Source organism: Candidatus Enterovibrio escicola, assembly GCF_002464935.1.
Classification (GTDB): Bacteria; Pseudomonadota; Gammaproteobacteria; order Enterobacterales; family Vibrionaceae; genus Enterovibrio; species Enterovibrio escicola.
Map to the genome: position 1 here is coordinate 72,457 of NZ_NBYY01000011.1, position 14,303 is coordinate 86,759.

General features: G+C 40.5%; 8 protein-coding genes and 5 pseudogenes. 4 read left to right on the top strand and 9 right to left on the bottom strand.

Annotation, left to right across the window (positions count from 1 at the left end; translation table 11 throughout):
- Nucleotides 1–36 precede the first annotated feature (36 nt).
- The 6 genes and pseudogenes from BTN49_RS19650 to BTN49_RS17395 all read right to left on the bottom strand — a co-directional run.
- A pseudogene (locus BTN49_RS19650) lies at nucleotides 37–1,261 on the bottom strand (IS256 family transposase).
- Between the two features lie 152 nt (nucleotides 1,262–1,413).
- Nucleotides 1,414–1,890: pseudogene (locus tag BTN49_RS17390) on the bottom strand (transposase); the annotation flags it as partial.
- A gap of 149 nt (nucleotides 1,891–2,039) precedes the next feature.
- A pseudogene (locus BTN49_RS21955) lies at nucleotides 2,040–2,874 on the bottom strand (IS982 family transposase).
- A gap of 172 nt (nucleotides 2,875–3,046) precedes the next feature.
- Complete coding sequence (locus BTN49_RS04470; protein ID WP_097356182.1) at nucleotides 3,047–4,189, bottom strand: peptidoglycan DD-metalloendopeptidase family protein; 1,143 nt, start codon at nucleotides 4,187–4,189, stop codon at nucleotides 3,047–3,049.
- A gap of 6 nt (nucleotides 4,190–4,195) precedes the next feature.
- Nucleotides 4,196–5,734 carry a 2,3-bisphosphoglycerate-independent phosphoglycerate mutase gene (gene gpmM, locus BTN49_RS04475; protein ID WP_097356183.1) on the bottom strand — a complete coding sequence of 513 codons (1,539 nt, stop codon included), beginning with the start codon at nucleotides 5,732–5,734 and terminating at the stop codon, nucleotides 4,196–4,198.
- A gap of 1,140 nt (nucleotides 5,735–6,874) precedes the next feature.
- Nucleotides 6,875–7,360, bottom strand: a pseudogene (locus tag BTN49_RS17395) (transposase); the annotation flags it as partial.
- A 390-nt stretch (nucleotides 7,361–7,750) separates the two neighbouring features.
- Here BTN49_RS17395 and BTN49_RS04480 point away from each other — a divergent pair.
- The 3 genes from BTN49_RS04480 (at nucleotide 7,751) to gpsA (ending at nucleotide 9,798) form a co-directional block, all read left to right on the top strand.
- A complete protein-coding gene (locus BTN49_RS04480; protein ID WP_097356184.1) occupies nucleotides 7,751–8,191 on the top strand; it encodes a rhodanese-like domain-containing protein in 441 nt (146 codons plus the stop codon).
- A 95-nt stretch (nucleotides 8,192–8,286) separates the two neighbouring features.
- On the top strand, nucleotides 8,287–8,757 hold the full coding sequence (secB, locus tag BTN49_RS04485) for a protein-export chaperone SecB (RefSeq protein ID WP_097356185.1): 471 nt from the start codon (nucleotides 8,287–8,289) through the stop codon (nucleotides 8,755–8,757).
- Nucleotides 8,758–8,781: 24 nt separating this feature from the next.
- A complete protein-coding gene (gene gpsA / locus BTN49_RS04490) occupies nucleotides 8,782–9,798 on the top strand; it encodes an NAD(P)H-dependent glycerol-3-phosphate dehydrogenase (RefSeq protein ID WP_097356186.1) in 1,017 nt (338 codons plus the stop codon).
- Nucleotides 9,799–10,128: 330 nt separating this feature from the next.
- Here gpsA and BTN49_RS20385 read toward each other — a convergent pair whose 3' ends face one another.
- Both BTN49_RS20385 and BTN49_RS04495 read right to left on the bottom strand, forming a co-directional pair.
- Nucleotides 10,129–10,335 carry a transposase gene (locus BTN49_RS20385; RefSeq protein ID WP_146679129.1) on the bottom strand — a complete coding sequence of 69 codons (207 nt, stop codon included), beginning with the start codon at nucleotides 10,333–10,335 and terminating at the stop codon, nucleotides 10,129–10,131.
- A gap of 5 nt (nucleotides 10,336–10,340) precedes the next feature.
- A pseudogene (locus tag BTN49_RS04495) lies at nucleotides 10,341–10,935 on the bottom strand (transposase); the annotation flags it as partial.
- Nucleotides 10,936–11,242: 307 nt separating this feature from the next.
- Between BTN49_RS04495 and cysE the strand changes: the two are divergent.
- Nucleotides 11,243–12,088 carry a serine O-acetyltransferase gene (cysE, locus tag BTN49_RS04500; RefSeq protein WP_097356188.1) on the top strand — a complete coding sequence of 282 codons (846 nt, stop codon included), beginning with the start codon at nucleotides 11,243–11,245 and terminating at the stop codon, nucleotides 12,086–12,088.
- A gap of 845 nt (nucleotides 12,089–12,933) precedes the next feature.
- Here the strand turns inward: cysE and pfkA are convergent.
- Entirely contained in the window at nucleotides 12,934–13,896 is a 963-nt protein-coding gene (gene pfkA / locus BTN49_RS04505; RefSeq protein ID WP_097356189.1) for a 6-phosphofructokinase, read from the bottom strand.
- Between the last annotated feature and the right edge of the window lie 407 nt (nucleotides 13,897–14,303).

Genomic DNA, 14,303 nt, shown 5'->3' on the forward strand with positions numbered 1-14,303 from the left:
AAATCTTATTGTAACCAACAGAAACTAGAGCTATAGTTAAACTAGGTGTACATCTTCCAGATCCAGAACAGTATCCTGATGATTGACGTTTGTTTCACGAATGCCATCTCTAAATTTCACGCCTTTGATGATATGCGTGAGAAATTTAAAGCCTCGCAGGCTACGTCAGTTAACCTCAGCGGTTCGCATCAGTTTGCAGGTCATTGACAGTGTCGTTTTTCGGCTTCCATAATTTTTAGTTTTGTTCGTTCTTAACCTCACCGTTGTAAACATTTATTCAATGTGGTTTGTCGTTCTAAGGTTTGTCGTTCTAATATGTGTCCAGTGATCGGCGTGGCAATCGTAAAATGCCTGCATCTCCACTTTGTCTTTCGTCAGGAGCTCCGCTGCTTTGGGATATTTAACACCATATCGTGTTTCGAACTGTCTGAAGGGTTTATGTGCCTCTTGTTGTATCTTCGCCATCCAGATAGTGTAGAGCATTTCTTTTATTCTTGATTGAACAGATTTTGGGACTTTCTTTAATACATTGGCCGTTTTGTGTACCCAACCGCGCTGATGACGCGTTGTTGGCCAATGCTTTCTCGCTGCATTATAAAAACTGAACGCGCCATCACTAATGGCGCGTTCAGGAGAGATACTGATACCTTTGGATATTAGCTGTGATAGAACTTCAAGCCAACTGACTTCTGACTCCCTGTACTCATCGACAACGGCTAGCACTTACCTACGGCTGACATCATCAACGCCGATGACAACAAGCAGGCAAAGCTTATCATCCATCCGAACTTTGCTGTAAACACCATCGGCTCAGATGTAGATATACCGCCGTTTACTTAGGTCACACTTACGCCACTGGTCGTCTTCTGCTTCCCACTGCTGCTTAAATCGAGAAACACTGTTTACTGACAACCCCTTGGCTTGCTTACCTAAGAACGATTCCAGGGCTGATGGCATATCACCCATGGAGATCCCACGCAAATAGAGCCAAGGGATAAGCTCTTCTATGTTTTTGGTTCGCCTAAAATAAAGCGAAACCAGTGTGCTGTTGAACTTGATCCCTCTCCCTGTTCTATCTCGAACCTTTGGGACTTTGCTGGTAATGTCGCCAAGCCTAGTTTATAGGTGCTGTTCAGGCAAATGGCCATTGCGAATCACTCCCTGCTTTCAATTAGCTTGGAGTGATATAAAATTATCGAGCAATGATTGAACCTCTGCTTCTATAGCTTGAACTAACAATTGATGTGCCTTGTTTCAGCAGTTCATTAAACGGGTTTCTAGTTTATAAAACTCTGTAACATTATGACTATTATCCATGCGGTGTATTCCTTGTTAGTTGTTGATTGGGAGAGATAAATCAATAGGTTATACCTCATTCTTTCCTACTCATACACCAGAAATCACTATAGCTCTAGAAACTTCGCTAACTTTTGCAGCGATAACCGCATGAGTAGACACACCAACGGCAAGATAACGTTTGCGCCAGATACGTCACTTCTCCTTACCGTGTTTACGTGTTGTCCATTCAGCTTCAGCGTATATCTTTAGGCCTGAGGCATCCATAACGACGTGGGCGACAACTCCTCGATTCGGCAAACGGTACTTAACTTCTACGTTCTTCGAACGCATTACTAATGCAAGTGTATGCAGGGGATTTTAGAGGGACGTTCATCAACGTAAAAACCGAATTGAGAAAGTAGCATAATCACACGAAGTGTGAGCTTGACAATACCTTTCACCATCAATGCCGTTTTAATCGCGATATCAGAAAATATAAACCTCCGTCTACGATGACCGTGATGTTTTAGACAATGCCATACCTTAATAGCAGTGACGTCTATTCAAAAAATGATTGAACCTCTGGTTTACTAATGCTTGATTATATTGTTTTCAGTTGCTGATCTGATCGTAGGAATTGCGATTAGTTCAGATATTTGGGAAACAACGCCCACGATAGAGCTTTCCTACTTGCTATTTATAAGCAGCAACAAAATAACAAAGCCACTAATGGCTGACGGGCGATCCTGCATTAGTTGACCTCAGATCTGCATAAGCGCTTGCTTATCAAACCTAGTCATTTTGATGCTCCGTTTTTTTGGTTGAAATGAATACGCGATGAACCCCGCCAGCAACTTGACCATAAAGCTGATACAACTACGGTGCCGAGAATGCTTGATTTGGGATATATTTTTTAGTTGGTTAAAAACGGTTTCAATAATAAATCGTTTCCGAAAGATCAGACAGTCCCAAATTTTCATCACTTTTAGTTTCATATTTTTTTGTACACAGATTATCAATCTTACTCTCTTGTCTGCAAGTTCCCGCTCCAATGGACTAGAGATATAACCTTTGTCTCCGTATAAACACCCCCAAAGCTCATCAACCATTTCCGATATGGGCTTTCTGTCATCCCCACGTTAACCATCATCACTTTGACTGAGATAATGCCACCTTGGTCATTGATAATGAGGTGTAATTTGAAGCCGTATAACCACCCCATCGTTCCTTTTCTTCACTTCTCGGTACCTTTAAAAACCTGATATCTGAGAATGTGGAGGTTGTAATAAACCTGTAGCGTGGACGAATCAACTAAGGCAATTCCTGTCAGCCTTGCCTGACAGTGAGTGAAGTAAGAGCAAAGTAGAATCAGAACACTTTGCATGAGCCTGAGCATTCGCGTGTAACTGACTAATTTAGGGAATTTGTTGGTGAAGTAGCGGTAAATAAAGTAGATGTAATAAGTTTTAAAGTCTCGATACCCAGATTGATGGAAAGCTATCACTATCATCATTACTTCGCGAATTGAGAGGCGAGAAGGTTTATTTCTTTAATACCGAAAGAAATTAGGTGTTTTTCCTATGCAAGGTGGAAAATCGAGCAGAAATCATCGACTTTGACAAAAACAACATCTCAGTTATTCATGCCCAAGTCCTTATGCAGTCAATAGTTTTTTTTCAAATAATCAGATTGCGACTTTGGCATTTAGTTCATTTATTATCCGTAGTTCAGATTAATTATAAAACTTTAAGGATGTGAGACTCTGCGTTTACCTGACTAACCAAGGGCTGGGATTAGTGGCATTACCTTTTCGGCGTATTTCAAAATAAAGACCAGTGTTGGTTTGTCCACCGCTATTCCCTACAAGGGCGATGGCATCGCCAGCCTTCACAGTATCTCCCACTTTTTTAAGCAGGGCTTGATTATAGCCGTAGGAACTCATGTCGCCTTTTCCATGGTCAATTACGACCATTAAACCATAACCACGCAGCCAATTTGAAAGTACAACGGTACCATCATGAGCTGCATTGACTTCGGCACCTTTTTTGGCAGATATAACGATGCCACTCCAGAGAAGTTTACCAGTTTGCACACTACCAAAACTATGTAGTACTTTGCCCTTCACCGGAGAAGATAAATGGCCTTTGTATTTACCGAGACCTTCCATTTTGATGTGGGCTTTTCCCACTGAGATATGGGTCTTTTTTGTGGCTTCTTCAAGCTCAATCTTGAAACGACTTTCATTATTACGCAATTCAGACAGGTAACCTTTATTACTGCGTATTTGATATTGAATAGCGTTGACTGTTTTTTGTTGTGTACCCTGTTCCTTTTTCAGTTTTGTTTGAACTGATGTTAGAACACTAAGTAGGACAGTTTGTTTTCTCGTTTGCTCTGCAAGCATATGATACTTTAGTTCGAGTTCCGTATCTGTGGTTGACAAAGTATTGATGGCGTGAGTGCGTGCTTTCGAAAGGTATTTTGCATAAACCGTCATGCGGTCAATAACACTGCTATTCTCTTCACTCAGAAAGGTGTTAAGTTGACTATGCTTACCTTGCCTATACTGGTTGTTGAGGAGTTTTTTGAGTAACTTAATCTGACCTAGTCTTAGTTGTTTTAAATGCTGACTTTCACGGTTCAGTGATACGATATCGGTTTCAAGTAGTTTGAGCGTAGCAGATGTGTTATGAATTTTCGTTGCAAATGAACTGATCGATTGCTCTTGTTTTTTTAGATGGGTTTGAAGGGTATTAAGTTGTTGTTCTTGACGGGAAATATTGTTTTTTATGTTGGATAATTGTTCGTTGCTGGTAAACGATAATGGACTGTGTAGCAGGTATAGCAGACCACCCGTACAGAGGACACTGTCACGAACTTTAGTGGATAAGCGTTTAATAAACTCCTGCATAGGGGTTTATTTAAGATTGAACAGCCGCTTCCCAGTCATCTCTGATGGGATAGATGTCTCTGTTAGTGCCAGTATGGTTGGTGCTAAGTCAGACAGTCTACCGCCTTTAATCAACTCTAAGTTCTTGCTACCAACGTAGATAAGTGGAACTAGCAGGTTAGTGTGTGCAGTGTGGATACTACCTGTCGTCGGGTTTATCATCATTTCTGCGTTACCGTGATCAGCAGTGATAAGTAGTTGGCCATCAACTTCTTTGATTGCTTCAACAACACGTGCGAGACAGAGATCTACTGCTTCACACGCCTTCACTGTTGCAGTGTAAACACCTGTGTGGCCAACCATATCACCATTCGGATAATTACAAATTATTTGGTCGAAGTCGCCGCTTTTAATCGCAGCAATCAGCTTGTCGGTCAGTTCTTTAGAATTCATTTCAGGCTGTAAGTCATAGGTTGCAACTTTTGGTGATGCAATCAAAGTACGTTCTTCGCCTTTAAACTTTTCTTCAATACCTCCATTGAAGAAAAAGGTGACATGTGCGTATTTTTCAGTTTCAGAAATACGCAACTGGGTTTGACCTTGTTTAGACAACCACTCACCAAAGGTATTGACTAGGTTATCTGAGGGATAAGCACAGGTCGAATTTATATCTGATGCATATTTGGTCAGTGTCACGAACTCAGCTAGTTCTATTACTTTTTCACGCTTAAAATGGTTAAATGTAGGTAGGAATGAACGTGAAATCTCACGTGCTCGGTCAGCTCGAAAATTCATAAAAATCAGACTGTCGCCATTATCGATAGAGGCACTGGGTTGACCTTTAGCGCGGATTTCAGACGCCTGAATGAATTCGTCATTCTCGTTCCGAGAATATGCTGCTTCCAGTGCGTCAATTGAAGATGCATAGGTAAATACACCTTTTGCTTCGGTTAGAAGACTGTAAGCTTTTTCCACGCGATCCCAATTGTTGTCACGATCCATCGCATAGTAACGACCGATAAGAGTCGCTATACGACCTCTCCCCAGTGTCGTGAATAATTCGTCGAAGCGTGCTAGCGAGTTATTCGCACTTCGTGGTGCTGTATCACGACCGTCTAGGAAGCAGTGAAGGTAAACATTTTCAGCCCCGCGACGAACAGCCATTTCAACTGCTGCTGCAATGTGGTCTTCATGGCTGTGAACACCTCCTACTGATACCAGACCCATGATGTGAACTGCTTTACCTGATTTAGCGGCCTTGTCGATAGCACCAGTCAGTGCGGAATTATCAAAGAATTCACCATCAGCGATCGCTTTGGTAATACGTGTCAGATCCTGATAGACAATACGTCCTGCACCAATGTTGGTGTGACCTACCTCAGAGTTACCCATTTGACCATCAGGAAGACCTACATCTAGACCTGATGCTGAAATCAGGGTGCTGGTTCCAGCCATTAAACCATCAAAAATTGGCGTTTTTGCGTTAGCAATGGCGTTATTGCTGCTATCTTCACGATAGCCCCAGCCGTCTAAAATAACGAGTGCAAAAGGTTTCTTAGCAGGCATACACTATCCTCTTTCTATATCGATTTTATAAAGTTCAGAAATACAAAACTAGTTTGAGTAACTTTACTACATTTTGTTGGTTGAATAGTAGGTGAAAGTTGCACCAATCCTTCAACAAAGGTGTAACGCCATTTTTTATTAAAAAATGGCAGGTTATTTAAACCCTAAACATTTTTAGGCCTAAGATTGGGTCGTGTATTCAGTAAATTAGGTTTCGTCTAAAAATTTAATCTTTTTAAGATTATAAATCCTGTTAGGACCCATACTCTCTAGAGTAGTAGACAATTGGTTTGCAAGTCATGCTGACAGATCACTCAACAGATATGAATAGCATAACCCGATGATTATTCCTTTCTTGAGTGAACGTAATCTCTTCATTCGTGATCATTTTAAAGTTTATTTTTCACCCGCCGTTATCTGAAATCTACAACCTAGCGGGGAGCGTGATCCTTATTGGACATACGACACGATTGTGCATTATAAATTTCTAATTTGACTCCTACTCGCTCAGACTGGTGACATGTATTCAATCAGTTTATTTTGTACAATATTCCTAATTTTCCATGGTAATTAAGCACTGTTTAAAAGCATAGCCTCTGTCATGGAAGACACCTATACTACCACGTTGATAGCCATGCTGATGAGCCTTACAATTTATTAGATATATGACCACCTTGTCGATATCGTAGATTGGGATTTCAAGTTTTACTAATGATTGAAATCTGGTATTTTTTCCTATCTGGAAACTGATGACACTTCATAAGTAGCGTTGTTGATTAGATCAGGCCTATAATGCAACTGAGCTCAATCTTCTTTACAGTCTTAATTGGCCTAGTTGATTAAATCAGACCTATAATGCACTGATCCCAATATTTTTATAGTCTTATACTTGTCTGCTGGCGAATAGGCATACCGAATCTATCATGTATTCAACAAGTTGATTCCCATTTAGAAAATGGATTTTACCATAGTTACATATCCTGTTAGTCAACATGATATTTGTAGTAATAGACAACTGATTTACAAGTCATACTAAACGAACAATTCACCTTATTGAATACATGATCTACCAAGTCTTATAACTTTGTTCATCGCTTCACTAACTTGAGCATTGTAATTACGAAAAGTTAACCTGAGCTATGCAATAACCTCATGAGTAAATACATCAACGGCAAGATGTAGTTTGCGCCAGATACGACGCTTTTCTTTTCCTTACCGTGTTTACGCGTTTTACATTCACTTTTGCTAGGCCTGTATCATAAATAACGACGTGGTCGACCTCTCCTCGACTCGGCAAACGGTATTTAACTTTTACGTTCTTCGAACAAATTACTAATACAGGTGTATGTAGGGGATTTCAACGGGACAGTCATCAACGTAAAAACTGAATTGAGATAGCCTTATAATCTATGAAGTAGGAGCGTAAAAATACCTTTCACCATCAGTGCTGTTTCAATCGCAGCATCCGAAAATATAAACCCACGGCCACGATGGCCATGATCCTTTAGACAATGCCATGTCTTACTTAATGGCAGCGACGTCTATCCAAAAAATCACTGAGCTACGGTTTACTAATACTTGATTATATTGTTTACAGTTGCTGATCTTGTGCTTGGTTTTTTCCATCATCATTTCCCGCTTAACTTTATGATGATCTAAATCGTAGAAATTGCGATTAGTTCAGATGTCTGGGAAACAACACCATTCATAGCAACTACTGCTTATTTTTTTACCGAGAAGAACTTATCCATTTCGGTACTTGGCTGCCTCTTCTTATGCTAGACCAAAAATGTTGCAGTTATGATTTAAAATCAAGTGGGTGTATGTATTGAAGTCTATGATAGGCAGACTTTTATGAATCATAAATCAAATGAAGATGAATGTGACGAGTATCAAACTTTTCCCTTCTTGTTGATTAGCTATGAGATAGACACCTATGCACATGCTGTACTTGCGAGCAAGTGCGGTTATACTCGAAGTCCAATTTTTGTGTATACATAAAAATAGAGGTGGACTATGCAGAAATTAGTTGAATTTATCCAAAATAACTTGGTTTTATCACTAGTATGGGTAGGTTTGATAGTAGCTCTGGTTTCTTCTCTCATTAAACAGAAAACCGCTGCCTATACCATAGTAACACCAAATGATGCTACTACTTTAGTAAACCATAAAGACGGTGTGTTTGTTGATATCCGTAGCCAAGATGCCTTTTACGCAGGTCACATTGCAGGCGCACTTCACGTTTTGGATGAAAACATTAAAGCGAATAATTTTGGTGAGATTACTAAACACAAGTCAGCGCCCATTATTTTGATTTGTAAGACAGGTCGGACGTCTATCGTAAGTGCAAATCTGTTGGTGAAAGCTGGATTCGAGAGCATTAACGTTCTCAAAGATGGTTTAATTTCTTGGAATGAAGCGAATCTTCCCTTAATTAGACATAAAAAGAAGAAGTAACCATTATGGATGTTATATTTTACATGCTGCTCTCCCAACGGATTTCTAGTTTCCTTTCATAAGAAATTTGTTTTAAATAACAAGGATTAAACATAGTGGTCGAAGCAGCAACTATCCAACCAGAAAAACAGGAATTTACAATTCAACGTGTCTTTTTAAAAGATGTTTCTTTTGAAGTACCCAACTCTCCATCTGTGTTCCAACAAGAATGGAATCCAGATGTAAATTTGGAACTAGACACTCATAGCCATGAATTGGGTGAGGGTGTTTTTGAAGTGGTTTTACGTTTGACTGTTACCGTCAAAAACAACGACTGTAATGCTTTCTTATGTGAAGTACAACAAGGAGGTATTTTCACCGTAGGTCGTATGGAATCATCTCAACTTGCACATTGCTTGGGTGCCTTCTGCCCAAATATTCTATTCCCATATGCACGGGAGACTATTTCTAGCTTGGTGGTGAAGGGTACTTTTCCACAATTGAACTTAGCGCCAGTTAATTTTGACACATTGTTCATGGATTACTTAAAAAAGCAAACACAAACTAAAAACGACGCTGAAAAGTAATTACAAAAAATAGAGTTGACGAAAATGATAGATAATATCAAACACAATGTTGTGATGACCGTATTGGGTGCGGGCTCATACGGTACTTCTCTCGCGATTTCACTATCTCGTAACGGAGCTAACGTGGTGTTGTGGGGACATAAAGCTGAGCATATGGCACAGTTGCAAACTGATCGTTCGAATAAAGTATATCTGCCAAGTTCCACCTTTCCAGACTCGCTGATCGTGAGCGCTAATCTAGAAGAATCAGTGAAAGCAACTCGTGACATTTTAGTTGTAGTACCTAGCCATTGTTTTGGTTTGGTCTTGGGGCAAGTCCACCAGTATTTACGTGCTGATTCACGGGTGTGCTGGGCCACGAAGGGCCTAGAGTCTAAAACTGGTCGTTTATTGCAAGATGTGGCACGCGAGCAGTTGGGTAATAATGTTCCACTAGCAGTATTGTCCGGGCCAACTTTTGCCAAAGAATTGGCGGCTGGTATGCCAACCGCCATTTCAGTAGCTTCTCCTAATGCGGAGTTTCTTGCTGATTTACAAGAAAAAATTCACTGTAGTCGTACATTTCGTGTATATGGCAACAGGGATTTTGTTGGTATGCAACTCGGAGGTGCGGTGAAAAATGTTATAGCGATTGGTGTTGGTATATCCGATGGTATTGGCTTTGGAGCAAATGCACGTACTGCTCTGATTACTCGCGGTCTGGTAGAACTCACTCGTCTTGGTATCGCTCTTGGTGCGGAACGTGAAACATTCATGGGAATGGCGGGTTTGGGTGATTTAGTTCTGACTTGTACCGATAACCAGTCCCGAAATCGACGCTTTGGTTTAGCGTTAGGTCAAGGTAAGTGTGTGGATGAAGTACAAAAGAATATTGGGCAGGTAGTTGAAGGTTATTTCAACACAAAAGAAGTTCGTATGCTGGCTAAACGCCTTAGTGTTGAAATGCCGATCGTTGAGCAAATCTACCAAGTACTTTATGAAGGTAAGGATGCTAATTTAGCGGCACAAGACCTATTGGCACGTCAGAAAACATCTGAATAAGGGTTGGGTGACAAAATGGATTTTAGAAATGCAGGAAAACCTCCGTGTTTTCTCCTATAGGATACATGATAAGCCGTTTAGATTTAATGAAAGAACCGCGTATAAATGATGAACTGAATGTTCGAATATGACCATCAACCACATAAGGGCTTTTGGTATGAATAACTCCGACACTATTTTTGTACATGTTGTAGCTAGATAAAAATAAACTGGCATAATCCACATGCTGATAAAACAGCTCGTTAATGGAACAGCGCTCTTTCCTTCTTACTAGACGTCATCTCTGCCCCTTTATGTTCCATTATATTATATTGGGTTAAGATATGGACTTTAAGGAGGCAGCCTCTTTAAAGTACAACCACGTGTTTCAATTGCTTCTAATGTATCGATACGCTTATGAAAACTCGCATTACCTATAACAATCATAGCTTGCCCTAGCACTTGCGGAAGTAAGTGTTGTTCGATCCATGCGTGAAATACCTCCGAATTTACGTTTCCAATTACTAAGCTAAACGTTAGAAACGTATGATTGACGATAGCACCAGTGGATCAGAGATATAACCTTTATCTCCAGATAAACACCCCAAAGCTCGTTAGCCATTTCTGACACAGGCTTTTTATCATCCACATTAGACGTCATCACTTTTACTGAGACAAAACACCTTACTCATTGATAATAAGACATAATTTGAAGCTATATAATCACCACATCGTTCCTTTTCATCGCTTCGCGGTACCTTTAAAAACCTGATGTCTGAGAATGAGTAGGTTATGACAAACCTGTAACTTAGACGAATCAACGAAGGCAATCCCTGTCGGCCTAGCTTCACGGTGAGTGAGGTAAGAGCAAAGCAGAACCAAAACACATTGCATGAGCTTGAGCATCCTCGTGTAGCTAACTAATTCAGGAAATTTGGTGGTGAGGTAGCGACAAACAAAGTGGATGGAATAGGTTTTGAAATCTCGATACCCCGATTGATGGAAAGCTATCACTATCGTCATCACTTCGCTAACGTAGAGGCGAGAAAACTTGTTTCTTTGTTTGATACCGGAAGAAATTAGGTGTTTTTCCCATGCAGAAAGGAAAGTCTGGCAGAAGTCGTCGACATCAACGAAAACAGTGTCTAAGTTAGACAGGCTCAAGTTTTTGTGCAGTCAATAGTTTTTTTCAAACGATCAGATCACGACTTTGGCATTTAGTTTATTTCTTATGCTCAGCTCAGGTTAATAAAATGAAATCAGTGCAATGAAGCGTTCGGGTTATCTTATTTCGAGAAAGTACTTTATCATCGAGGGCTTCTTTGGTTGTTTAGATATTTATGTCACACTCAAACTGTTTCTTTTCTTAAACATAAATTCCTCAATAAGGTTTTCACAAGTTGGTAAAACGGGGAATATGTTCACTAAAATAGTGTGATTTACTTATTAAAGTATAGGTATAAAAATGCAAAGGATGTTTGGTGAAGCTAGCGACAAGAAATGTTATCAAGACAATGTCTGGAAAACTATCAAACGGGAAGCGCAAGAAAAAACTAAGTGCGAGCCTATGTTAGCGAGTTTCTTTCACGCCACAATCATCAAGCATGATACGTTAGGCGAAGCCCTAAGCTATATTTTAGCCAATAAATTGGCTACACCCATCATGCCAGCAATGGCCGTACGAGAAGTGGTAGAAAAAGTGTATGAAGGTGATATTAATATTGTTTCCTCCGCAAGCTGTGATATTTGTGCGACGGTGGAGCGTGATCCTGCCGTAGAATTTTACTCTACTCCGTTATTGTATCTGAAGGGATTTCATGCCTTACAAGGCTTCCGTGTTGCTAACTGGTTATGGTGTCAAGGACGTAGAGAACTCGCTGTTTATTTACAAAACCAAATTTCTGTTGCCTGTCAGGTCGACGTTCACCCTGCAGCGACCATTGGTTGTGGTATCATGCTTGATCATGCCACTGGCATTGTGATTGGTGAAACCGCTGTGGTAGAAGACGATGTATCAATCTTACAGGATGTTACCTTGGGGGGAACGGGTAAAGAAAGTGGTGACCGGCACCCGAAAATACGAACTGGTGTGATGATTGGGGCGGGTGCCAAAATTCTTGGCAATATCGAAGTATGCGAGGGTGCGAAGATTGCTGCTTGCTCTGTTGTTTTAATGGATGTACCACCACATACGACCGCGGCCGGTGTGCCAGCAAAGATGGTGGGAATACCCAGCAGTGATAAACCATCACTGGACATGGATCAAAAGTTTACGGGTAATAATGAATTTACTGTGGGGGGTAAGATTTGATCTCAATTAATTGATATGGAGTGGGAGATTAGTACCTGACGTCAGAAGAAAAAGGGTTGGCTCGTAAAGAGGATAAAAGGAGCCGTCAGGCTCCATTTTATTACCTGTATTTTCTCCAATGTTTTTTCAATGAATAGGAGCTGTTGATCTTCCCTGTACAAGATTCGTTTAACAATATAACGGCAGCCAAATTAACATAGATGCCAGTGACCTCAGACTGACGTGAATTCTTTCCACTTTGTAATATATAATTGAAACTAAACGATATTGTTTAATTCGCCTAAAGATCTTTTCTACTAAATACCGATACTTCTATAGTAACTAGTTTTTACTACTTTTATGAATATCTCGCCCATAATTTCGTTTATCAATGACGGGTTTTTCACCTTTAAGTGGTATTGTTGATTAAATCAGGCCTATAACGTACTGATCCCACTCTTTTTATAGTCTTAATTTGTCTGTTGCTGAATAGGCAGACCGCATCTTATGACTTTGTTCATTGCTTTTATATTTACCAGTGCTTCACTAACTTGAGCATTGTAAGTAACCGCAGATCTGCATAAGCGCTTATGCAGATCTGCGGTTACTTCAGGAAATTCGTTGGGGAGGGAGCAGAAAACAAAGTGGATGCAATAGGTTCTAAAGTCTAGATATCCAGATTAATGGAAAGCTATCACTATCGTCATCAGTTCAATAATTGAGAGGAGAAAAGATTTATTTTTTGTTTAACACCAGAAGAAATTAGGTATTTTTCCCATGCAGGGGCGTTGTTTCTTAAATATCTGAACTAATCGTAGGAATTGCGATTAGTTCAGATATTTAAGAAACAACGCCCCTCGAGTAGCTTAGGATAACTTGTCCGCTACGTCGTAAAGATCTTGACGGAAAGGACGCCTCATGTTTTCAATTGCGTCAATGATGTCGTGGTGTAACAGCTCTTCACGCTGAATACCAACACAACGGCCACCCTCTCCTTTAATCAACAGCTCAACAGCGTAGGCACCCATGCGAGAAGCTAAAATACGGTCGAATGCGCTAGGTTGTCCACCACGTTGGATATGACCAAGGATGGTGGCACGTGTTTCACGACCCGTCTTCATTTCGATAAATTTCGCTAGTTCGTTTACGTCTGTCATGAGTTCAGTGATTGCGATGATGGCATGTTTCTTACCGTTGGATATACCTTCTTCGATTTTTGATAGAAGTTGTTCTTTGTTTAGCCCAATTTCTGGGGTAATGAAGTATTCACACCCACCAGCAATCGAGGCCATGAGCGTCAGATCGCCGCAATGGCGGCCCATGACCTCAACTAGGGAAATACGCTGGTGAGAGGAAGAAGTATCACGCAGACGGTCGATGGCGTCGATAACAGTATTCAATGCTGTTTGAAAGCCAATACTGTAGTCAGTACCAACTACGTCGTTATCTATAGTCCCAGGTAACCCAATACATGGAAAACCCATTTCAGTTAGTTTCTTCGCACCCATGTACGAGCCATCACCTCCAATCACAACTAATGCCTCAATACCATACATTTTCATGTTGAGAATAGCTTGTTCGCGAATTTTCTTATCACGGAACTCTGGAAATCGTGCTGAACCAAGGAAAGTACCACCTTTGTTGATGATATCTGATACGCTGGTACGGTTGAGTTTTTCAATGTTATTCTGATGTAAACCTTGGAAACCATCAAAAATACCATAAATTTCTAAACCTTCTCTCAGTGCTGCACGCACAACGCCACGAATTGCTGCATTCATACCTGGGGCGTCACCGCCACTGGTTAAAACACCAACTTTACTAACCATGATTACCCTCTCAACTTTGGGGATTGATACTTCAAATCCATTTTCGCATGTCGAGACATCAAGCCTCACTCCAAGATTCGCTAAGAAAAGTACTAGTGCTATCGAGGGTTTGTCCCAGTCATGCTTAAAGTGCCAGTTTAGCTTACTGGCTGTTTGTTTAAAACTGTAACTTCCCTACTCCTGAATTCACAGGAGTTAACTAAGGTAAAAAGATACCAAATTGTAGCTCTTTTGGAAGGGGGAATCTAATCTCAGATATTGTAAAAAGAATTAAGTGCCATCGTTCCTAAGTTTATCGAGTTATTAAGAGCTGAAAGGTACCGTAATAACAGTACCTATTGCCTTAAAATCACTCAAGTTCTATCGACGAACAAGCGTAAGCGAACACGCAAATACAAGATACCAGC

Coding starts and splice junctions, on each gene's coding strand:
- pfkA (WP_097356189.1), bottom strand. CDS start 13,896: ATGGTTAGTAAAGTTGGTGTTTTAACCAGTGGCGGTGACGCCCCAGGT.
- BTN49_RS04480 (WP_097356184.1), top strand. CDS start 7,751: ATGCAGAAATTAGTTGAATTTATCCAAAATAACTTGGTTTTATCACTA.
- gpsA (WP_097356186.1), top strand. CDS start 8,782: ATGATAGATAATATCAAACACAATGTTGTGATGACCGTATTGGGTGCG.
- BTN49_RS04470 (WP_097356182.1), bottom strand. CDS start 4,189: ATGCAGGAGTTTATTAAACGCTTATCCACTAAAGTTCGTGACAGTGTC.
- gpmM (WP_097356183.1), bottom strand. CDS start 5,734: ATGCCTGCTAAGAAACCTTTTGCACTCGTTATTTTAGACGGCTGGGGC.
- cysE (WP_097356188.1), top strand. CDS start 11,243: ATGCAAAGGATGTTTGGTGAAGCTAGCGACAAGAAATGTTATCAAGAC.